Annotated in this window: 14 protein-coding genes; 6 read left to right on the forward strand and 8 right to left on the reverse strand. The window is 69.4% G+C overall.

Translation table 11 applies throughout. The annotated features are described in order from the left end of the window. Positions 1–41 precede the first annotated feature (41 nt). Together SOM19_RS03485 and SOM19_RS03490 are read left to right on the forward strand one after the other, a co-directional pair. The gene (locus SOM19_RS03485) at positions 42–1,283 is read left to right on the forward strand and encodes an amidohydrolase family protein (RefSeq protein WP_320485160.1); all 1,242 of its coding nucleotides are present in this window, start codon (positions 42–44) and stop codon (positions 1,281–1,283) included. Between the two features lie 162 nt (positions 1,284–1,445). Beyond that, positions 1,446–3,197: a serine/threonine-protein kinase gene (locus tag SOM19_RS03490; protein ID WP_320485161.1), complete on the forward strand. Its 1,752-nt coding sequence runs from the start codon at positions 1,446–1,448 to the stop codon at positions 3,195–3,197. Positions 3,198–3,275: 78 nt separating this feature from the next. Here the strand turns inward: SOM19_RS03490 and SOM19_RS03495 are convergent, their stop codons facing one another. Next, positions 3,276–3,491, reverse strand: a complete 216-nt coding sequence (locus tag SOM19_RS03495) for a hypothetical protein (RefSeq protein ID WP_320485162.1) — start codon at positions 3,489–3,491, stop codon at positions 3,276–3,278. A gap of 136 nt (positions 3,492–3,627) precedes the next feature. Here SOM19_RS03495 and SOM19_RS03500 point away from each other — a divergent pair, with 136 nt between their 5' ends. Next, the gene (locus SOM19_RS03500; protein WP_320485163.1) at positions 3,628–3,993 is read left to right on the forward strand and encodes a DUF5655 domain-containing protein; all 366 of its coding nucleotides are present in this window, start codon (positions 3,628–3,630) and stop codon (positions 3,991–3,993) included. A 46-nt stretch (positions 3,994–4,039) separates the two neighbouring features. On the opposite strand, the gene SOM19_RS03505 is transcribed toward SOM19_RS03500, so the two are convergent. Further along, the gene (locus SOM19_RS03505) at positions 4,040–6,925 is read right to left on the reverse strand and encodes an ATP-binding protein (protein ID WP_320485164.1); all 2,886 of its coding nucleotides are present in this window, start codon (positions 6,923–6,925) and stop codon (positions 4,040–4,042) included. Positions 6,926–7,049: 124 nt separating this feature from the next. Between SOM19_RS03505 and SOM19_RS03510 the strand changes: the two genes are divergently transcribed. Further along, positions 7,050–10,922 (forward strand): S8 family serine peptidase, encoded by a 3,873-nt coding sequence (locus tag SOM19_RS03510; RefSeq protein ID WP_320485165.1) that lies wholly within the window; start codon positions 7,050–7,052, stop codon positions 10,920–10,922. Positions 10,923–11,056: 134 nt separating this feature from the next. Here SOM19_RS03510 and SOM19_RS03515 read toward each other — a convergent pair whose 3' ends face one another. Continuing rightward, a complete protein-coding gene (locus SOM19_RS03515; RefSeq protein WP_320485166.1) occupies positions 11,057–11,446 on the reverse strand; it encodes a DUF2255 family protein in 390 nt (129 codons plus the stop codon). Continuing rightward, entirely contained in the window at positions 11,443–12,342 is a 900-nt protein-coding gene (locus tag SOM19_RS03520; protein WP_320485167.1) for a helix-turn-helix transcriptional regulator, read from the reverse strand. The genes SOM19_RS03515 and SOM19_RS03520 overlap by 4 nt, the downstream gene beginning before the upstream one ends. A gap of 163 nt (positions 12,343–12,505) precedes the next feature. Between SOM19_RS03520 and SOM19_RS03525 the strand changes: the two genes are divergently transcribed. Both SOM19_RS03525 and SOM19_RS03530 read left to right on the forward strand, forming a co-directional pair. Further along, positions 12,506–13,393, forward strand: coding sequence for an aldo/keto reductase (locus SOM19_RS03525; RefSeq protein ID WP_320485168.1), 888 nt, complete (start codon positions 12,506–12,508; stop codon positions 13,391–13,393). 40 nt (positions 13,394–13,433) lie between these two features. Beyond that, positions 13,434–14,450: an aldo/keto reductase gene (locus tag SOM19_RS03530; RefSeq protein WP_320485169.1), complete on the forward strand. Its 1,017-nt coding sequence runs from the start codon at positions 13,434–13,436 to the stop codon at positions 14,448–14,450. 24 nt (positions 14,451–14,474) lie between these two features. Here SOM19_RS03530 and SOM19_RS03535 read toward each other — a convergent pair whose 3' ends face one another. The 4 genes from SOM19_RS03535 to SOM19_RS03550 are packed head-to-tail and all read right to left on the reverse strand — an operon-like array spanning position 14,475 to position 21,267. Further along, the gene (locus SOM19_RS03535; RefSeq protein WP_320485170.1) at positions 14,475–17,201 is read right to left on the reverse strand and encodes a TIM barrel protein; all 2,727 of its coding nucleotides are present in this window, start codon (positions 17,199–17,201) and stop codon (positions 14,475–14,477) included. Positions 17,202–17,207: 6 nt separating this feature from the next. Beyond that, entirely contained in the window at positions 17,208–18,974 is a 1,767-nt protein-coding gene (locus SOM19_RS03540; protein ID WP_320485171.1) for a thiamine pyrophosphate-binding protein, read from the reverse strand. A gap of 11 nt (positions 18,975–18,985) precedes the next feature. After that, positions 18,986–19,831: a citryl-CoA lyase gene (locus SOM19_RS03545; RefSeq protein WP_320485172.1), complete on the reverse strand. Its 846-nt coding sequence runs from the start codon at positions 19,829–19,831 to the stop codon at positions 18,986–18,988. Continuing rightward, complete coding sequence (locus SOM19_RS03550; RefSeq protein WP_320485173.1) at positions 19,828–21,267, reverse strand: aldehyde dehydrogenase family protein; 1,440 nt, start codon at positions 21,265–21,267, stop codon at positions 19,828–19,830. The genes SOM19_RS03545 and SOM19_RS03550 overlap by 4 nt, the downstream gene beginning before the upstream one ends. Positions 21,268–21,306 lie beyond the last annotated feature (39 nt).

Here is a 21,306-nt window from a genome sequence, read left to right on the forward strand (position 1 = left end):
ACCACCCGGCGACGCTCTCGTGCAGGAATGGAAGAAGTCGTATGCGTACTGCAATTGTGGCCGGTCGGGTCTTCGACGGCACCACGGACATCGGCTCGAAGACCGTGGTGATCGCCGACGGCCTGATCGAGTCCATCGGTGATCACACGCCCGCGGGTGCGGAGGTCGTCGAGGCTTCGGGAGCGACCCTGATGCCGGGCCTCATCGACGCGCACGTGCACACGGACACCGCCGGACTCCGGATGGCGCTGCAGTTCGGTGTGACGACCGAGCTCGAGATGCAGGGGGCGAACACCGCCCGCGACCGCGCCCACATCGCCGAGGATGACAGCCTGGCGGATGTGCGGTCGGCCGGGTTCGGTCTCACCCCTCCCGGAGGCCATCCGGAGGAACTGTTCCCCAAGGACTTCCACCCGCAACGCGGCGGTGGACCGGGCGGCCGCCCCGGTGGGCCGGAGCGGGTCGACCCGATCGTGCGTGCGAAAGTCACCAGCCCCGAGGAGGCAGTCGATGTGGTCGGTCGGCTGGCACGGGCCGGCTCCGACTACATCAAGTTCATGGTGGATGACGGCAGCGTCGAAGGACACCCGGGCCTGCCGATGCTCGACCAGGCGACGCTGAACGCCGGCGTCGCGGAGGCCCACCGCCTCGGCATGCTGACGGTGGCGCACGCGCTCACCATCGAGGCTACGCAGATGAGCATCGATGCGGGCATCGACGGTCTCGCCCACCTGTTCATGGACCGCCCGCACACACCGGAGATCATCGCTGCCATCGCGCAGTCGGGTGCGTTCGTGGTCGCCTGTGTCGTGCTCGACGCCTCGATGATGGGCATCACCGGGTCGGCGCTCGCGGACGACCCTCGGGTCGCCGGCAAGCTCTCCGCCGACTGGGAGTCGACGCTGCGCAGCAGCTTCAACCACTATCCGCAGGGTCGGCTCGAGGATGTTCTGGCCACCGTTCGTGCTCTGGATGCTGCAGGAGTCGACCTCCTCATCGGCACCGACGTGTCACAGCCGTTGCCCTTCCTCGGCGGCCTCGCGCACGGTGCGAGCGTGCATCAGGAGCTGCAGTACTTCGTCGACGCCGGCTTGGCACCCACAACGGCGCTCCGTGCTGCCACCGCGGTGACTGCCCGTCGCTTCGGTCTCACCGATCGCGGCACGATCGCCGTGGGTCAGCGCGCCGATCTCCTCCTCGTCGACGGCGATCCGACCACCACTATCGGGGACACCCTCAACATCCGCGACGTCTGGCGCCGCGGCATCCGTCAGCCGGCCTGACACCGACGCAACTCGCCGCAATCGAATTCGGCAACGCGGCTCGGCTGTTCGCGTAGGCAGGGCTTCCCGGGTCCGCCATTCACACGCGGAGCGACCGCGCAAGCCCCTGTGACATCGCCCGCATCGGCGTACGGTTCTCGCGAGCTTGAAGGAGCGCGACCCGTGAGTACTCCGTCCACCCTCATCGCCGACCGGTATCGGCTGGTGAAGATGCTCGGCGCGGGCGGGATGGGGGTCGTGTGGCAGGCGTGGGACGAGCGATTGGAGCGGCAGGTCGCGCTCAAGATGCTCCGAACCCAGCCGGAGCTCTCCGAGTCCGAGCGTCAGCTGGCGACCGATCGCGCGATGCGGGAGGCCCGGATCACGGCCGGTCTGCATCATCCCCACGCGGTGACGGTGTTCGATGTGGTGGAGCATGAGGGCCAGCCCTGCATCGTCATGCAGCTCATCGACTCGACGCCGCTCTCTGTCCTGCTCAAGGAGCACGGCACGCTGACTCCTGCCGAGACCGCGCGGATCGGGGCGCAGGTCAGCTCCGCACTGGCGGCGGCGCACAAGCTGCGGATCGTGCACCGCGACGTCAAGCCGGGGAACATCCTCATCGCCGAGGACGGATCTGCGAGGATCAGCGATTTCGGCATCTCGCACGCACTGGGCGACGCGACCATCACGGCGACGGGCATCATCCACGGGACGCCGGCCTACCTTGCGCCCGAGGCGGCCCGAGGGCTGCCGACGACCTTCGCCTCGGATGTCTTCTCGTTGGGGTCGACGCTGTACGCCATGCTGGAGGGCGATCCGCCTTTCGGCTCGGACAGAAACGCGATCGCCCTTCTGCACAAGGTCGCGCGTGGCGGCTACCGGCTGCCCCAGCATGCCGGACCCCTCGCCCCTTTGCTGGCGGAGATGCTGTCGCCGCTCCCCAAGCGGAGACCCAGCATGGCGTCGGTCGCCGCATCCTTGTCCTCCCTGGATGAGCGCACGGACGCCCCGGGCGCTGTGCCGGTCGACGTTCCGGTCGTGCAGGAGTCGCCCGATGGCGACACGGAAAAGGCGAGCACTGCGGATGTCGCGACGGAGCCCGTCGAGCAGGATCCACCTACTCCGACCACAGTCGCCGTGACCGGCCCGACGGAACCCCCCACCGCTCCGCGCACCGTGACCGCGGAGACCATGCGTGTCGATCAGCCCACTCGCTACGAAGCCGCGACCGCCGAGACGGAGCCGCTCGCGCGAGAGGCGGCTTCCGCACGAGCGGCCGGACTGGCATCCGTATCTGGCCCTCCGCCTCGGAGCGAACCGCCGGGGGAACGCCCAGCTCGCCGCCGCCGTGCGGGGGTCATCGTCGGCGTCCTGGTGCTGGTGGGCGCCCTGATCATCGGCACGGTGATGCTTCTGAACACCTTGCGGCCCGGTGTCGCCCCGGACGCCGGGCCGACGGTGAGTCAGACCCCTTCGGCAACCACGGTCAACGAGGCGCCGGAGGCGGACGCGGGTCGCCCCACCACTCGCACCTCGTCTCCGCCGGCGGAGGAGACGCCGTCCCCGCCGCCGGAAGAAGAGGAGGAGACACCTGAGCCGCCGCTCACTCCGGAGCAGCGGGTGGTCGATACGATCTCGAGCTATTACTCGATGCTTCCCGGCGACCTCGACAGCGCGTGGCCGCGGATGACGGCCGATTATCAGGAGAATCACGCCGGTGGTCGCGGCAGCTACGAGGCGTTCTGGTCGGCGGTGGCCGAGGTGAGCATCGCAGAGGTGATCGCGTCCGCCGCCGATCGGGGGCAGGCCACACTCACGTACCACTTCCACGACGGGCGCGTGGTGCAGGAGGTGACGAGCTTCCGGCTGGTGGACGAGGGCGGCGTGATGAAGATCGCCGAGACAGGAGTGCTGAGCAGCACTCAGCTCTAGTGCTGATGCGACGACTGCCGGCGGCACGGGCGCGGTGCGTCCGCGCCGCCGGCCGGAAAGCGGCGAAGACCTCCGTCGTCAGTCGCACTGCCCCTTCGCGATGTCGTTCTTCATCTGACCGCCGACGGCCTTCACGACATCTCCGACGTTCGTGAACCCGAGCGCCCCTTCGGTGTTGATCGTCTTGTGGACCTGGCCGAAGCACTGCGCGTCGGACGGTGCGGCCTGGGCGGTGCCGGCGACGCCGAAGACGGCGAGAGCGACGATGGCCCCTGTGGCGAGAATGCGCTTCATTGGACTTTCCCCTCCTGTTGGCGGGTGCCAATCACCCGCTCTTCAGTTGTTCTGGCCCCGCCCTCGATTTGGATGCACTTCCGGTGTGGCGAATCGTGCACGGTCAGCGCGGCCCTTGTCCGCATAGGGTTGCGCCATGGCCGAGCCGATCGCAGGTGAAGCGTTCTTCGCGCCTGACAAGAGGGCCGTCTCGATCTACCGGGCGCTCGCCCGGCCGCTCATCGGGCTGCAGGGTGTCGAAGTCGCTGTGTCCAAGAGCCAGGTGGCATTCCGCGCGCGTCGAGCATTCGCCTTGGCGTGGGCGCCGAAGCGCTACGTGAAGAGTGATGTGCCGGTAGTCGTGTCCATCGCGCTCAAGGAGAAGCTGGACTCCTCCCGATTCAAGGAGGTCTCCCACCCCTCGCCGACGGCCTGGATGCACCATCTGGAACTCCGTCTCGTGAAAGACGTCGATCAGGAACTGATCAGCTGGATCAAACGCGCGTACGAAGAGGCTCTCTAGCCCGGCGTTGACGAAGACACGCACCTCGAGCATCGGGTCCCGCTCCTCAGTCGGGTCCTCGCGCCTCGAGCACGTCGGCATCGAGCTCGTCGCGGGAGCGCAGCCCGAGCTTGCGGAGCGCACTCGACATGTGCGTCTCCACGGTGCGCGGTGACAGGAACATCTCCGCGGCGATCTCTCGATTGGTCAACCCTGCTGCGGCTCGCCCGGCGACCTCCTGCTCGCGCCGGGAGAGATCACCGCCGTGCGCCGGGCGCCCTCCGCGCCACGGGTAGGGCACCGGAACACCGTGCCGGCGCATGGTCCGAGTGACTCGGGCGATGTCCTGCCGCGCCGCGAGACGGCCGTAAGCGGTCAGCGCTTCGGTGAGCAGACTCGGTCCGTCGGCTGCTCCGCGGGCGCTGCGCCAGTCTCCCAGCCGCTCGGTGGTCTGAGCGGCCACCTGGACCAAGCCTGCCGTCTGAGCCATGCCCCGCGCGCTCGACATCAGCTGTTCCGCACGCTCGCTTTCGCCATCGACGTACGCGATCAGGGCTTCACTCATGGTCACCGCCACGGAGATGGCCGGCGCTCCGGCATGACGGACCTGCGTGCTGATCGCCGTCACGCGGGGGCGTACGTCGTCTGTCCTGCCCAGTGTCGCGGCGGCATCGACCAGGCAGACGAGGGCGTCGGCTGCCCAGGTCCACATCCCCTTCCGCTGGATGTGATCGAGAGCGGCTTCCGCTTCGTCGAAGCCGCCTTGCGCATCGCCTAGAGTCAGCCGGAGCCCGGCCAAAGCCGCACGCGCGGGGATCAGCGGCCACGCCGCGCCCACCTTCTCGCAGTCGCGGATGAGCTCCGTCAGACGCTCGGTCGCCTCCACGGTGTTGCCGAGAGAGCCGAGCATGAGGCAGCGGAGGTATTCGGCTTCGAAGGATGCCGCGCCGAAGCCGAACACGCGCGAGGCCAGGTCGTGCGTCCGCTCGGCAAGACCGTCCCACCGGCCGGCGGCGTGGTCGACCATGGCGCCGACCAGTTCGTATACCTCCAGGAGGCGAGGCGACCCAGAGCGATCCGCGATCGCCCGTCCCTCGCGCAGCAGCTCATCGGCACGACTCACGAATCCGATGTGAAGCGCGCCCTGAGCCCAGTTGATCGCCGCTCTCGCGTGCTCTCGCGGCTGGGTGAGGAGGACGGTGTCGTGACGGGCGGCCTCGATGAGCTGCCAGGCGGACGGGTCACCCTGCTCCAGGAGAAGCGATGCTCGGGCGATCCGCACACCGAGTTCGACCTCCGGCGACCCGGCTCGGCTCGCCGCCTCTTCGGCCTGGACGGAGCGAGCGAGATGCACCGCGAGAGGCACATCGACGACGGTCTCGGGGGCTGCCAGCACCGCCAGCGCACGTGCCTGGAGATCGGGACGCTCGTAGAGATCGTCCACCGCACGCTCGATCTCGCCGTAGCCGTCCCGCGCGAATCCCTGCTGGCGGTACAGCCTGCCCAGCGCGAAACGGAGCTCGCCTCGAGCCGCTTGCGTCAGCTGCCGGCTGTCCAGAAGACGGGTGAGGATCGGGGCGGATTCGGCGTGAGCCAGCCCGTCGACAGCCACCCGCCCGAGTTTCGTCGCGATTCGCACGCGGTCCTCGATCGACAGGTCGCCCATGTCGGCAGTCGCCTCGCGGAGGAACTCGGCGGCGGCAGACTCGTTCCCGTGGCGCACGGCCTCGTCGGCTGCGGCCTCCGCCCAGCGCACGGAATCCCTGACCCGGTCGGCGCGCTGGTAGTGGTGCGCGATCCGGGCGGAGAGCATCGGGTCGTGCCGATCCTCCAGCACTCGGGCGACGCGGGCGTGCCACCACTGCCGCGTGGGCCGCGGCGTCGCGTCGTACACGATCTGCTGGGCCAGAACGTGCCGGAACCGCATGCGACCTTCGTGATCGTGCAGGAGACCCGCTGCGTGAGCTGAGGTGAGTGCGATCGCCACCTGTCGGGGGTCGTGCTCGGTGACCTCCGCGATGAGGCCGGAGTCGATGGCGAGATCTATCACGGCGGCCGCGTCGATGACTTCCCGGGCTGTCGCGTCGAGGGTGGTCAGCCTCTGCACGACGACATCGCGGAGCGCGGTGGAGACGGACAGGGCGGCAAGCGCGTCCGGATGACCGGGGATCTCGGCTGCGGGCAGGCGCGCGAGCAGGGTCCGCAGCACCTCCTCGACGACGAAGGGCACACCGCCGGTGACTTCGTACAGCGCCGTCGCGATCGGCGCAGGGACGTCCACACCCAGCAGATGCCGGGAGAGCTCGCCGACCTCCGCGACGTCGAGCGGCGCCAGCCGGATGCTCCGGGTGCGGGCGGCGGGTGCGCGGGCGAACGCCTCACCGACCGGAGTGGTCCCGAGATCCGTGCGACTCGTGACGATGATGGTGAGCTGCGCAGGCTGGTGCGCGATGAGGTACACGAGGAAGTCGAACGTGACCGTGTCCGCCCAATGGAGGTCCTCGAGGACCAGGACCGCGGGGGACACGTGCACGATGAGCTCCGTCGCCGCGCGGAAGATCTGATGCCGTGCCTCGCGCTGATCTGCCGGTCGCTCGGGCGGAGGGGGCAGGCGATCGGCGATCTCCGGCAGGAGCGGAGCCAGGCTGCCCACGAGGGGGCTCAGCCCGTCGACCTGGATGAGGTCGCCGTGATGCTGGAACGCGTCGAGCACCGGCCCCAACGGGAACGGATCGTGAAGCTGCTGACAGTGACCTACGAGCACCGCGGAGCTGCCCGACGCGGCGGTGAGCAGCTCGCGGACCAGTCGGCTCTTGCCGATGCCGGCTTCTCCCTGGATGACGACCAGGGCGGGAGAGGCTGAAACGGCGGCCGTCAGCGCGGTGAACTCGGCGTGACGTCCGACCAGCACGGGCGACACCCCGCCTGCGGGTGGAGCGGATTGCTGAGGCATGACTGCCATTCCCTCGGGTGGGGCGAGCAAAAGTCAGTGTAGGTCACGGATGCCGCCGCCATTCACCCGTACGTAACCTGCAACGCAACGACTGAATCGAATCATCCGCGCGCGAGGAGACACTGTGACCAGATACCTGAGGCAACGACAGCGGCGAGCCACACCCCCGCGACTGACGATCGCACTGGCAACCGCCGTCGCCCTCGTGGCGACCGCGACGCCGGTCGGCGCCTTCGCTGCACCACTCGCTCCCGCCGTCGTGGAAGACATCGGCGAGGACGGCGGCGGCGTCAAGGTCACTCGCGCCGAGGATGCGCAAGCCCTCGTTGCGGAAGCGGCCGAGCCGAAGACCTACGTGGTCCAGATGGCCTCCGCACCCGTCGTCGCGTACGACGGAGGTGTGAAGGGCCTCAAGGCGACGAAACCCCACGGCGGCTCCAAGGTGGATCCCGCCGACCCCGCGGTGGAGGCGTACAGCAAGCACCTCAAGGGCAAGCAGCGCGCCGCTCTGGCGAAGGTGGAAGGTGGAGGGCCGTCGTACAGCTACGTGTACAGCTTCAACGGCTTCGCCGCAGAGCTCACTCCCGCGCAGGCGGCCGAGCTGCAGGCCCAGCCCGATGTGGTGGCAGTGCATCCTGATCAGCTCGTCGAGACGGACACGTCCTCAACGCCGAGCTTCCTGGGACTGGACGGCGAGGGCGGTCTGTGGGACCGGCTCGGCGGTCCCACCGGCGGGAAGAAGACGCCGGGCGCGGGCGAGGACATCGTCATCGGCGTCATCGACAGCGGCATCTGGCCCGAGGTGGGTAGCTTCTCCGACCGCAGCACGTCGAACAAGCTGGTCTACCAGGGCAAGCCGGAGGGCTTCCGCGGCACATGCGCCTCGGCCGAGAACGTCGGCGACGACTCCTGGGACACCAACCTCTGCAACAACAAGCTGGTCACCGCCCAGTACTTCAACGCCGCGTGGGGCGGCAACGAGGGCGTCGCGCAGCAGCTGCCGTGGGAGTTCCTCTCGCCTCGCGACTACAACGGGCACGGCACCCACACCGCATCGACCGCAGGCGGGAACCATGGCGTCGACGTCACCGGTCCGGCCGCGATGTTCGGTGAGATCTCCGGCATCGCACCGCGGGCTCGCATCGCCTCGTACAAGGCGCTGTGGTCCGTCGAAGACGGCACGACCGCGAACGGCTACACCTCCGATATGGTGGCTGCCATCGACAGGGCCGTGGCCGATGGCGTCGACGTCATCAACTACTCCGTGTCCGGCTCCAGCACGGACTTCCTCGAGCCCACGGAGGCGGCGTTCCTCAACGCTGCGGCCGCCGGCATCTTCGTCTCGGCGTCGGCGGGCAACTCCGGGCCCGATGCCGCCACGGTCGCCCACCCCGGGCCCTGGCTCACCACGGTCGCCGCGGGCACCCACGACCGCACGACGACGGGCGCCGTCGTCCTGGGCAACGGAGCACGCTACGCAGGGGTCTCCGTGAGCGATAGGGCGGTCGGCCCGGCCCCGCTGATCAGCGGAGGCGCGGCACGAGCTGCCGGCGCCTCGATGGGCGCGGGCGCTCGCTGCTATCCGGCGAGTGCCAACAACGGCAAGCCGGCGCTGGATCCCGCCAAGGTGACCGGCAAGATCGTGCTCTGCGAGCGCGGCGGTGACATCGCCCGCGTCGACTCCTCGCGCGCGGTCGCCGAAGCGGGCGGCGTCGGCATGATCTTCGTGAACGCGTTCGAGAACTCGCTGAACGCCGACTTCCACTCCGTGCCCACGGTGCACCTGCCCGACAGCGAGTCGGGGGCGATCAGCGCCTACGCGGCTTCCGCCGGTGCGACGGCGACCATCGAGAAGGCCGTCATCGCGAACGGGGGCAAGGCTCCCTTCACCGCGGCGTTCTCTTCTCGCGGCCCCCTCGTCGCGGGCAACGGCGATGTGCTGAAGCCCGACGTGATCGCCCCGGGACAGGACATCCTGGCGGCGGTGGCGCCTCCCGGTCAGGGCGGCATGGACTTCAACCTCATGAGCGGCACCTCGATGTCGGCGCCGCACGTCGCGGGACTGGCGGCACTGCTGCGAGACCTGCACCCCGAGTGGTCGCCGATGGCGATCAAGTCGGCGATGATGACCACCGGGTCGGACGTGCTGGACGGCGAGTCGGCCAGCGACCCCAACCTCATCTTCAAGCAGGGTGCCGGACACGTGCAGCCCACGAGCGCGGCGGATCCCGGCCTGGTCTACGAGAGCGGTGCCGACGACTGGCTGGCGTTCCTGTGCGGCTCGACCCGCGGTGTGCCGGACGACACGTGCGACGGTCTCGAGTCGGACGGGCGTTCGCTGGATCCCAGCGACCTCAACACGCCGTCGATCGGCATCGGCCTGCTCGACGGCACCCAGACCGTCACCCGCACCGTGACCAACGTCGACGATCAGTCTTCGACCTACACCGCAGCGGTCAGCGGTCTCACGGGAGTCGGCGTGACCGTCGAGCCGAGCACGCTCACCGTCGCACCGGGCCAGACCGCGTCCTACGCCGTCACCTTCACGGTCGGTGAGGAGACCGAGCTGTTCGACTACCTCGCGGGTCAGCTCTCCTGGTCGGACGGCAGCCACACGGTGAGGTCGCCCATCGTGCTGCGCGCCAAGCAGCCGGGCGAGGAGGACTGGGCCGCTCGGTACGACGGAGCCGGTGGTCAGTTCGGGAGCTCGACGGATGTCGGCAGCGAGGTCATCGTGCACCCCGACGGTCAGCGCGTCTACATGAGCGGCTTCAGCCGGCCGCCGTCGGCCGGTGGGCTGGTGAGCGACTTCCTCACCGCCGCGTACGACCCGGAGACGGGTGAGACGCTGTGGGAGGAGCAGTGGGATGCCTCGAACGGCGGCTCCGATGAGCCCGCGGGCTTCGGGATCAGCCCCGACGGCGACACCGTGTACGTCGCTGGGACGAGCGGCGGCGGCTACCTCACCGTGGCCTACGACGGGGCGACGGGCGAGAAGAGATGGAGCACGCGTGTCAACGGTCCGGGCCCGGCCGGCGATTTCGTCAATGACCTGGCCGTCAGCCCCGACGGATCGTCCGTCTTCGTCACCGGCTACCAGAGCATGGGAGAGGCGCAGCTCGACTACGCCACCGTGGCGTACGACGCCGTGACCGGCGAGCAGAGATGGGTCGCCCGCTACGACGATCCGGTGAGCGGCACGGACGACGCGCGTGGCATCGCGGTGAGCGACGACGGCTCGACCGTCGTGATCACCGGACAGAGCCAGGGCGAGGACACCGGTCTCACCGACTGGGGCACCGTGGCTTACGATGCCGCCACCGGCGAGCAGCTCTGGGAGGTGCTGCGCAACGGGTCGGAAGGCCAGATCGACATCGCGGAGAACATCGCCGTCGCCGGCGACACCGTGATCGTCGCGGGTGTCGTCAGCAACACCGACCGTCAGGTCGACTGGGAGACCGTGGCGTACGACCTGACGACAGGCGAGGAGCGCTGGGCCATCGGCTACGGCGAGGCGCTCACGGATGTGCCGCAGTCGCTCGCCCTGACTCCGGACGGCGGCGCAGTGGTGGTGGCCGGCAACGTCGAAGGCGGCGCCGACATGGACTATGCCACGGTCGCCTACGACGTGGCCGACGGCGAGCAGCTGTGGGCGGCACGCTACGACGGCACCGCTCACGGCTCCGACGTCGCCTACGACGTCGCGCTCACCGAAGACGGCACCCGTGCCGTCGTGACCGGGGAGTCCCGGAGCGCGGAGACGGCGTGGGACTACGTCACCATCGCATACGACATGAGCACGGGCGAGCAGATCTGGTCGGGCAGCTACGACGCGACGGGCGCCAGCGACGGGGCGAACGGCGTGGCGGTCGACCAGAGGGCCGATGGTTCGCGACGCGTGTTCGTCACAGGGGCGAGCACCACCGCGTACGACTCGGTGGGACTCGACAGCAACGTCGACGCCGCAACGGTCGCCTACTTCGACCCGTTCGAGTAGCCGGCTCAGGCACGGCCGCCGGGAGGGGACTCGTTCCTCGCCCGGCGGCCGCGTTGTTTCCCGAGGGCTCGTTCGGAGAACGGACGCGAGGTGGGCGAGAACACCCGACAAGCGCGCCTGGTCTGACTCCTCGGTCAGCGGGGCTCGACGCGCAGGGTCGTCTGCTTCGACAGGGCGTTGGTGATCGCGCGCGTCGACGAGCCGTTGCCGTACTTGGCGACGTAGGCGGCGTCGACGGCCTCGTCGTGCGAGGAGTCCAGGGCGAACGCGACCGCGCGCGTCTGTCCGTCCCAGCTGAGGAAACCCTCGTAGTGCCGCGCGACGCCTTTGTACCACTCGCCCTCGGGGCCTTTCACCGAGCGCAGGTACAGCGCACCGTCGCTTACGACATGCCAGACGATCACCAGGCTTCGTGACGAGCCGTCCGCGCGTCGGCCCGCGACCCGCACTTCGCCGACCGTTCCCAGGCGGCGAAGCTCGGCATCCGTCCACCCGGTCGCCAGGGGAGTCTGCTCACTGGTCATCCGATTCTTCCTTCTCGCTTCGGGGCGGCGTGGGGCTGCATGCCGGTGAGCGGCTCCGACGTGGCGGCCCAGCTCGCGAGAAGCCGCAGCGCGTCGGCCGACGCGGTCCCCGGCTCGGCGGTGTAGGCGGAGAGCGTCAGACCGGGGTCGGCCGGCAGCTCCAGCGCCTCGTAGGTGAGTTCGAGGTCGCCCACGACCGGGTGCCGGAGGCGCTTCACGCCACTGCGGTGATACCGGACGTTGTGAGCCGCCCACAGTGTGCGGAACCGCTCGGACCGGGTCGACAGCTCGCCGACGAGGTCGGTCAGGCGTCTGTCGTACGGGTTGCGCCCGGCTTCGCCGCGCATCGTCGCGACCAGGTCCTGCGTGTTCTTGTCCCAATCGACGAAGAAGTCGGGGGCGGCCGGGTTCAGGAACGCGAACCGGGCGCTGTTGGGCGCAGGTTCGGCGAAGAGGGGGGAGTACAGCGCGCGCCCGAGCCGATTCGCGGCGAGGTAGTCGAAGTAGTTGTTGCGGATCATCGCAGGTGCGTCGGTGATCGCGTCCAGCAGACGCAGGATGCTGGGGCGAAGGTCATCCGCGCGCTTTCGCGGCTTCCTCGACCCCGGCGATGCGCTCGCGGTCCGGGCGAGGTCGAACAGGTGGGCGGTCTCCGCATCGTCCAGCTGGAGGGCTCGAGCGAGCGCATCGAGGACGCTCTCCGACGCGCCGGAGAGGTCGCCGCGCTCGAGACGCGTGTAGTAGTCCACGCTCACCCCGGAGAGCAGCGCGACCTCTTCGCGGCGCAGGCCGGGGACGCGCCGATTGCCGCCGTAAGCGGGGAGCCCGGCCTGGTCGGGAGTGATGCGGCCCCTGCGCGATGAGAGGAACTCGCGCACCTCGCTGCGGTGGTCCATGTCATCGACCGTACGCGCCGTTCGCCGACGGAGGGAGGGTCTGTCAGTACCGGGGACGGCGGTCACTGGCACGCGCGTCGGCGTGGGGGTTGGCTGGACGCATCGGTCGTGTGCTGCACGGCAGCCTCAGCCGCATCGACTCCGCTACCGGAAGAAGACATCCATGATCGACCTCACCCTCAACAACGGCGTCACGCTCCCGGCCATCGGGCTCGGCGTCTTCCAGAGCCCACCCGAGGAGACGGCGGCCGCCGTCGAGACCGCGCTCAGCGTCGGATACCGCCACATCGACACCGCCGCCGCGTACGGCAACGAACGACAGGTGGGCGAAGGCCTCCGCCGCTCAGGGGTCGCTCGCGACGACGTCTTCCTCGAGACGAAGGTGTGGGTCACCGACTACGGCCACGACGAGACACTCCACGCGTTCGACAAGGCCGTCGGCAAGCTGGGTGTCGACACCCTCGATCTGCTGATCCTGCACCAGCCGGCCCCCCAGCGGTTCGACACGACCATCAGCGCATACCGTGCGCTCGAGACCCTCCTCGCCGACGGCAGGGTCCGCGCGATCGGCGTCAGCAACTTCATGCCGCACCACCTCGACCGCCTGCTCCAAGAGACCGACGTCGTCCCGGCCGTCAACCAGGTCGAGCTGCACCCCTACTTCCTGCAGCGCGACGTGCAGGAAGCCGACGACGCTCACGGCATCCTGACCCAGGCGTGGTCGCCGATCGGCGGAATCACGTTCTACCCGGGCCCCTGGGGTGACGAGCGCCGCAGCGTCATGCAGGACCCCGCTCTCGCCGAGATCGCCCGCGCGCACGCCAAGAGCCCGGCGCAGATCATGCTGCGCTGGGGCATCCAGCAGGGCCGGTCCGTCATCCCCAAGTCGACGAACCCCGACCGGATCGCCGAGAACTTCGACGTGTTCGACTTCGAACTGTCAGGCGAGGACCTCGCCCGCATCGATGCCCTCGACACCGGTGTCCGGGGCGGGCCCGACCCCGATGAGCCCCGCGACGCCTTCTTCGCCCTCCAGATACCCGAATCCTGACCCCCCAGACCGATCCACACACCGAGAAGGAGAACCGATCATGGACCATCGCCCGCTCGGACGCACCGGCGTCCAGGTCAGCCCCCTGTGCCTCGGCACGATGATGTTCGGCCCGTGGGGTAACGCGGACGAAGCCGACAGCATCCGCATCATCCATCGTGCTCTGGATGCCGGGATCAACGTCGTCGACACCGCCGACGTGTACTCGGCCGGCGTCTCGGAGGAGATCACCGGCAAGGCCCTGCGCGGTCGACGCGACGATGTCGTGCTCGCCACCAAGTTCTTCATGCCCATGGGCGCCGATCCGAATCACCGGGGAGGGTCGCGCCGGTGGATCATCCGGGAGGTGGAGAACTCGCTCCGGCGGCTGGGCACCGACTGGATCGACCTGTACCAGGTGCACCGCCCCGACCCCGCGGTCGACATACAGGAGACGCTCGGCGCCCTCACCGACCTCGTACGCCAGGGCAAGATCCGCTACATCGGCTCGTCGTCGTTCTCCGGCTCTCAGATCGTCGAGGCGCAGTGGGCGTCGCGCGAACGGAACCTGGAGCGGTTCGTGACGGAGCAGCCGCCGTACTCGATCCTCGTCCGGGGCATCGAGGAAGACGTCCTCCCGACCGCGCAGCGCCACGGGATGGGGACTCTGACGTACAGCCCGCTCTCGGGCGGATGGCTGTCCGGGAAATGGCGGAAGGATGCGGCGGGCGCGCCTACCTCGTCCGCGCGACCCAGCGCCCGCTTCGACATGGGCAGCCCCGCGAATCAGCGCAAGCTCGACATCGTCGAAGACCTCGCGCAACTCGCCGAGCAGAACGGGATGACGCTCATCGAGCTGGCGATCGCGTTCGCGATCAACCACCCCGGTGTGACCGCCGCGATCGTCGGCCCGCGCACCATGGAGCAGCTCGAGTCGTACCTCCCCGCCGTGGAACTCACCCTCTCCACGGAGGTCCTCGACCGGATCGACGAACTCGTGGCCCCCGGCATCGCCCTCAACCCCGACGACAACAGCTACGGCGCGCACGAGCTGCAGCTCGCGGCTCGCCGGCGCTGAGCGTCGCCCCGGGGCTGCCTACCGCTAGCCGACGGGGACCGCAGCCGCGGCGTCGAGGTGACGGCGGGCGGCGGCGATGGCGAGGCGGGTGTGCTCCTTCGCGCCGACCTGGGCCACGAGCATCGCCCGAGGGATCTCCAGGGCGTAGGGGATGCCGGCGGGCAGGGCGGCGAGGATCCCCTGCATGTCGATGTCGCCTTCGCCGGGGAACAGCCGCTCGAAGCGCGCGGTGTGGATCAGTTCCGCCGTGGTCGTGGGGATCTCGCCGGGGGCGTCGCACACATGGGCGTAGTGGAACCACTCCGGCGGCAGCTGTCGCAGGTCGTCGATGCTCGAACGGGATCGGGCGAAGTGGAGCAGGTCGATGAGCAGACCCATGTTGGGCTGGTTCGCTGCACGCAGCACACGAGTGGCCTCGGTGAGGTCGGGCGTCTCCGTCCACGACGGGAACTCGAGGTCGACGGTGAGGCCGAGCGGTGCGGCCAGCTCGCAGAGCTCGGCGAAGCGATCGGTCTTGCGGGCGAAGTCCGCGTCCGGCAGCTGCGCGATGACGTGGCGCGCGCCGAGTTCGGCCCCCGCCTCGAGGAAGCGGAGGTAGTCGCGCGGGCTGTCTCCTGACGTGAAGCGCGCGAGCTCGATGTCGAGGACCTCGATGCCGGTGGCGGCGAGGTGGGTCTTGGTGGCCCGCATGAGGGCGGGATCGTAGGTCAGCGGGTAGTGCGGCTCCTCTGCCGTGACCCGCGTCATCCGCAGACCGACATAGCGATAGCCCGCGGCGGCTGCGGCATCCACCAGTTCCGGCGGGGAGAGGCTCAGTGCGGTGAGGTGCGCCAGCGAGTAGTCATGACGGTGCTCGGCCGAAGACTCGGTGGGCGCGCTCGCCAGCATGCGCAGCCGCTGCCGGCGGTGCGCAGCCATGCGCAGCGGGATGCTGCGGGGATCGCCGAAGGCGTTGTAGCCGTCGATGCGCTGCACCACCTCGAAGAACAGGCGCGAGCCCAGCATCTCGGTGAAGAAGTGCAGGAACTCGCCCTGCTCGTTGCGGTCGTAGAGGATCGAGTGCTCGCGAAGGGCGTCGAGGAAGTCGGCCGGAAGCGACAGGCGCGCGTCGAGGTCGTCGTAGTAGTTGCCGGGCATCTGCAGGATCGGTGCGCCGCGCTCCCGCATGGCCTTCGCGCACGCGATCGCGTCATCGGTGCCGAAGGCGACGAGCTGCGGACTCGACACCCCCGGCGCCCAATCGCCGCGCCGGAGCGGCGTGGTGTTCAAGGTGACGCGCACGCGACCGCCCGGATCGCTGGCCGACCAGCTGCGGATGAGCCCGAAGGGCGCGGTGATCTCGGTCGACTGCCCCGGAACGAGACCGAGGACGGAGCGGAAGAACAGCGCGGACTGGTCGAAGTCGTCGATCGACTCGGTGATGGACACGTGGTCGATCGCTGCGAGGAGCGGGACGCCGTCAGCGGATGCCCCGGTGGGGCGGAAGTCGTCGAGCCAGCCGTGACGCCCGCCGGCGCCGCAGAAGAACAGCGCCGTGCCGTCCGGGGCGGCGACCGAGCCCAGGTCGCTTTCATCGGGACGGCGAGGGCGCGGGAGCTTCGGCGCGAGCAGCATCTCGGCGCGCCGCATCGCCGACGCCGGGTCGGCGCTCTCGACGGCCAGCGCCGAGATCGACGCGGTGGCGGGCGTGATCGACCGCTGCGGCGCCAGGTTGAGCAGCACCCGCGCGGGGCCCTGCTCCCAGAGCTGCACCGGCAGCGACCGGTGCTCCCCGGAATGGACGAAACCGAGGGCGGTGAGGGCGCGCGAGACCAGCGGAGCCGACACCCCGTCGACGGCGAGCTCGGCGAACGCGAAGCCGCCGAGCTCAGGAGCGGGCGGAAGGTCGCCGATCAGAAGCGGGTCGGCCCCATCCACCGCGCCGCGCAGGCGGACCGCCTCCGCGAGTGCCAGCAGCGAGCGCATCGCATCGGTCGCGGCGTGCCGCGGGTCCTCCTGCTGGTAGACGTCGTTGAAGACCTCCAGCGCCATCGGCCCGCGGTAGCCCATTGCCAGGATCTGGGCGAGGAAGCCCGCGACGTCGAGCGAGCCCTGCCCGGGGAACATCCGGTAGTGAAGGCTCCACTCGCGCACGTCCATGTTCGGGCGCGGCGCGTCCGCCAGCTGGACATGGAAGACCTTGTCGATGTCGATGTCCGCGAGGGTGCGGGGATCGTCTCCCAGCGAGAGCACGTGAAAGCTGTCGAGACACAGCCCCAGCGCCGGGTGATCGACTCGCCGCACCAGGCGCCACGCCTCGTCGTGCGTGCGCACCCGTCCCCACGGCACGGCCTCGAAGGCGAGCCGCATCCCCCGCTGCTCGGCACGGTCGGCCAGCGCCCGCAGCTGCTCCGCGGCGAGGTCCTCGTCGTCGACACCCGCGGTCGTCCGCGACGAGCAGCACACGAGCACGCGGGCGCCGAGCTCGACGGCGAGGTCGAGCTTCCGCTCTGCCCGACGCAGACTCATCTCGAACAGCTCGGGCGGCACGGTCTCGACGTGGAGCGGCTGGTACACCTCGAGGGCGAGACCCAGGTCGGCGGCTTCCTCGGCGAGCCGGCCCGGCGACCACGACGACATGACCAGGTCGTACTCCAGCACCTCCACGCCGGTGAAGCCGGCAGCTGCGGCGGCGTGCAGCTTGTCCTCGAGCGTGCCGGAGAGGCATACGGTCGAGAGGGCCACCCGCTGGCCGCCGGGCCTTTCGCTCATGATGGTTCAGCTCGTCGCCACGTGCTCGACGGTCTCGCCGGGGGAGTAGATGTCCATGATGTTCCAGTGGCCCGTGGTGGGCGTCGGGACGTTCACCATCGACACGTCGATCACGACCGGACCGCCCGCTGCGATCGCGCGCTCGAGGGCGGGCTTGAACTCCGCCGCCGACTCGACCTTGATGCCGGTCACGCCGTAGGCCGTCGCGATGGCGGCGAAGTCGGTGTACATCGGGTCGTCGGCGCTGCCGAAGACGGTCCCGTAGGTCGTGTCGAAGGCGGCCTTCTCGAGCCCCGCGATCGTCCCGAACGCGTTGTTGTTCATCACGACCCAGACGACGGGGACGTTCTCCTCCCGCGCCGTGGCGAGGACCGCGGGGTTCTGTCCGAAGCCGCCGTCGCCCACGAGGGAGACGACGACGCGATCCGGGTGCGCGATCTTGGCGCCGACGGCAGCCGGGGCGCCGAAGCCCATCGTCGCGAAGCCGCCGGGAGTGAGGAAGCTGCCGGGAGTGAGGATGTCGAACTGCTGACCCACCCCGTTCTTGTTCCAGCCCACATCCGTGGTGATGATGGCGTCCGCAGGCAGCACCTCGCGGGTCTCGGAGAGGATCCGCTCCGGACGCATGGGCCACGCATCGGATGCCTGCGCCTCGGCGTTCCTCTCCTTCAGGGCTGCGCGGTTCTCGGCGATCGAGGCGAGAAGCTCGTCGCGCCGGACGCCGGACGGCGCCAGCCGGCGCGCGACCCGGATCAGCACGGCGAGTGCGGACTTGACGTCCGCGAGCGCGCCGATCTCCAGCGGATAGTTGCGGCCGAGCTCCGCGGGATCGATGTCGATCTGCATGAGCTTCGTCGCGGCCGGGATGTCGAAGGTGTACTCGGCGTACCAGGAGCTGGAGTCGGCCTCGGCGAATCGCGTGCCGAGCGCCAGGATCCAGTCCGCCGTGCGGGTCGTGTCGTTGACGAGCGACGTCCCCCAGAATCCCGTCATCCCGAGGACGAGGGGACTGTCGTCGGGCAGCGCGCCCTTGCCCATGAGACTGTGCGCGACCGGGAGGGAGAGCAGCTCTGCGAACTCGGCGAGCTCGGCCGCGGCATCCGCTGCGACGATCCCGCCTCCGACGTACAGCACGGGGCGCTCGGCGTCGAGGAGGTTGCGCACGATCTGCTCGGCGACGGCCTCGTCGATGCTGGGCTTCGCGAGGACGCGGGTGTTGCTCAGGACCTTGTCGAACAGCGCGACATCGATCTCGGCCGAGAAGACGTCCATCGGCACATCGATGAGGACGGGTCCGGGCCGGCCGCTCTCGGCGAGCGTGAACGCCTTGTCGAGCACCTCGGCGATGAGGTGCGGCTGGTCCACGCGCCATGCGCGCTTGACGAAGGGCCGGTAGATCTCGTACTGCGCCGCGTCCGAGTGGAGGTTGATCTCCTGGTGCGGATGCTTCCCGAAGTAGTGCGTCGGCACGTCCCCGGCGATCACGACCATCGGGATCGAGTCCAGGGCGGCGTTGGCGACCCCCGTGGTGGCGTTGGTCAGACCGGGTCCCAGGTGGGTCAGGACGACCCCCGTCCGGTGAGCCGCACGCGCGTAGCCGTCCGCCGCGTGCGCGGCGATCTGCTCGTGGCGCACGTTGATGAAGGAGATCTGCTCGCTCTTCTCGAGAGCCGCGAGCAGCGCGATGTTCGTGTGTCCGCACAGCCCGAAGATGTGCTCCACATTCCGTGCCTCCAGATATCGGACGATCTGGTTGGACACCAGGTCTTTCATGTCGTTCTCCTTCATTTGTCGTGTTCGCTCGGGAGGCTTCGGCGCGCCGGTCCGGTGTAGGTGTAGCCGATCGCCTTGGGCATCGGGCCCTTGATCCGGCCGCCCTGCTGGATCTGCTCGTGGGCGTGGGCCAGGATCCCGACCGAGCGGGAGAGGATGAACACTCCCCGCCCGAGCTCGGGGGTGAGGCCCAGCTCGCAGTAGATGACCGCGGTGGCCCCGTCGATGTTCATGGGGATGCGCTTCGGCTTCCCCTCGCTGATCGCGTCCTCGACGGCTCGACCGATCGCCGCGAAGCGACCGTCGATCTCTCCGGCGTCGCTCGCCGCATCGACGAGCGCGAGCAGGCGCGGCGTGCGAGGATCCAGCGGGTGCCACCGGTGCCCGAAGCCGGGCACGTACCGCTCGCCGGCGTCGCGACGGCGGTCCAGCACGAGGCGGGTGGCCGCTCCGATGCCGCCGGCCGCTGCGGCCTCGGCGTCGATCTCGTAGTAGAGCTCCATGCACTGCTGTCCGGGCCCGCCGTGAACGTCGTCGAGGACGTTGATGGCGGAAGCCATCGCGCCGTTGATGCGCGCGCCGCACGTGGTCGCCATGCGCGCGATGGCGATCGACGGCGCCTGCGGCCCGTGGTCGACGGACGACACGAGCGCGGCTTCGAGGAGTGCGGACTGCGTCGGCGTGGGAAGGTCGCCGAGGAGCATGAGCCAGATGGTGTCGACGAAGCTGACCCTGCCGATGAGCTCCTGCACGGGATAGCCGCGCAGGTCGATCGACCCGGGCTGCACGTCGATGATGTCCGTCTGCCACCACTGGTGCACTTCGTCGAGGAGCTCCTCGGGGGATCGATCGCTCATCGGCCGGCTCCGTCCGTCTCGAGGGCGGCGTCGAAGAAGTCGCCGAACAGCTCCTCGTCCGACGGACGGTCTTCCGCGATGGTGCGCGAGACCCACGTGGTGTTCAGGTAGTGCCGCAGCGAGACGTTCTCGGAGGTGATGTTGCCGCCCCAGGTGCCGCATCCCATCGACGACGTCATCGGCATCCCGTTGGTGAAGGAGCCGGCGTTCGCCTTGGAGTTGGGCTGGCGCACCATGATGCGGGAGACCGGCATGTGCTGGGCGAAGTAGTCGATGTGCGTGTCATCGGTCGAGGCGATGCCGCACGAGTGGCCCTTTCCGCCGATCTCGTACAGCTGCTTGGCGAGCTCCACGCCGTCCTCGAAGCTGCCCTCGTACTTGTGGACGGCCATGAGCGTCGTGAGCTTCTCCTTGCAGAACTGCCTGTCCTCGCCGATCCCGTCGCCTTCGACGAGGATGAACCGGCGATCTTCGGGGATGTCGAACCCGGCCGCCTTTGCGAGGAGCTGCGGTGAGATGGCGACGGTGTCGGCGAGCCGGTGGCCCTCGTCGTCCCACATCACCGCCTGCAGTGCCGACCGCTGCTCCGCCGTCGCGAGGTGCCCGCCCTCCGCCTGGAGCGCATCGAGCATGTCGTCGTAGCGGCCCGCCGGCACCAGGACGTTCCCGTCCGCGGAGCAGCCGGACCCGAAGTCGGACGTCTTGGACAGCATGCAGTTGCGGGCGGTCTCCTGAAGGTCGGCCGTCTCATCGACGAACTCGGTGGCGTTGCCCGCCCCGACGCCGTAGGCGGGAGTGCCTGAGCTGTACGCCGCGCGCACCAGCCCCTGGCCGCCGGTGGCGATGACGAGGTCGGACCGCCGCATGATCTCCTGCGACGCGGTGAGGCTCGGCAAGGTGATGCACTGCAGGATGTCGGCCGGTGCTCCCTCGGCCTCCAGCGCTTCCCGCATCAGGCGAACGGTCTCGAAGGTCGTGTGCTTGGACCGCGGATGGGGCGAGAACACCACGACGTCCCGAGCCTTGATCGCGTAGATCGCGTTGCCCGCGGGCGTGAGATCGGGGTTCGTGGTCGGGACGACGCAGCCGATGATGCCGACCGGCTTCCCGTACTTGACCAGGCCCTTCTCGGCGTCCTCTTCGATGATCCCCACCGAGGGACTGCGCAGCGCATCGCGCAGCACGCCGCGGATCTTCATCCGCTTGTTCATGCGGCTGCCGAAGTCGCCGAGACCCGACTCCTCGATCCCCATCTGGACGAGCCGGTGGAATGCGGACCGATTGGCCACCGCCCAGGCGACGGCCCGGATCAGCCGGTCGACGCGCTCCTGGTCGTAGGTCTCGATGATCGCGAGCGCCGCGCGGGCGCGGGCGAACACGTCGTCCAGTTCCTGCACCTGCTCGGGCGACAGGGATTTGGTTGCTGAAGCAGCCATGACAACTCCGTCCATGGGCATTGATGCCGACTGCCGAAT

This window comes from Microbacterium sp. CFBP9034, assembly GCF_034045255.1.
Taxonomy (GTDB): Bacteria; Actinomycetota; Actinomycetes; order Actinomycetales; family Microbacteriaceae; genus Microbacterium.

Excerpts from the sequence above, each read along its gene's own strand:
- SOM19_RS03485 (WP_320485160.1), top strand. The coding sequence starts at position 42 with ATGCGTACTGCAATTGTGGCCGGTCGGGTCTTCGACGGCACCACGGAC.
- SOM19_RS03495 (WP_320485162.1), bottom strand. The coding sequence starts at position 3,491 with ATGAAGCGCATTCTCGCCACAGGGGCCATCGTCGCTCTCGCCGTCTTC.
- SOM19_RS03500 (WP_320485163.1), top strand. The coding sequence starts at position 3,628 with ATGGCCGAGCCGATCGCAGGTGAAGCGTTCTTCGCGCCTGACAAGAGG.
- SOM19_RS03505 (WP_320485164.1), bottom strand. The coding sequence starts at position 6,925 with ATGCCTCAGCAATCCGCTCCACCCGCAGGCGGGGTGTCGCCCGTGCTG.
- SOM19_RS03515 (WP_320485166.1), bottom strand. The coding sequence starts at position 11,446 with ATGACCAGTGAGCAGACTCCCCTGGCGACCGGGTGGACGGATGCCGAG.
- SOM19_RS03520 (WP_320485167.1), bottom strand. The coding sequence starts at position 12,342 with ATGGACCACCGCAGCGAGGTGCGCGAGTTCCTCTCATCGCGCAGGGGC.
- SOM19_RS03525 (WP_320485168.1), top strand. The coding sequence starts at position 12,506 with ATGATCGACCTCACCCTCAACAACGGCGTCACGCTCCCGGCCATCGGG.
- SOM19_RS03530 (WP_320485169.1), top strand. The coding sequence starts at position 13,434 with ATGGACCATCGCCCGCTCGGACGCACCGGCGTCCAGGTCAGCCCCCTG.
- SOM19_RS03535 (WP_320485170.1), bottom strand. The coding sequence starts at position 17,201 with ATGAGCGAAAGGCCCGGCGGCCAGCGGGTGGCCCTCTCGACCGTATGC.
- SOM19_RS03540 (WP_320485171.1), bottom strand. The coding sequence starts at position 18,974 with ATGAAAGACCTGGTGTCCAACCAGATCGTCCGATATCTGGAGGCACGG.
- SOM19_RS03545 (WP_320485172.1), bottom strand. The coding sequence starts at position 19,831 with ATGAGCGATCGATCCCCCGAGGAGCTCCTCGACGAAGTGCACCAGTGG.
- SOM19_RS03550 (WP_320485173.1), bottom strand. The coding sequence starts at position 21,267 with ATGGCTGCTTCAGCAACCAAATCCCTGTCGCCCGAGCAGGTGCAGGAA.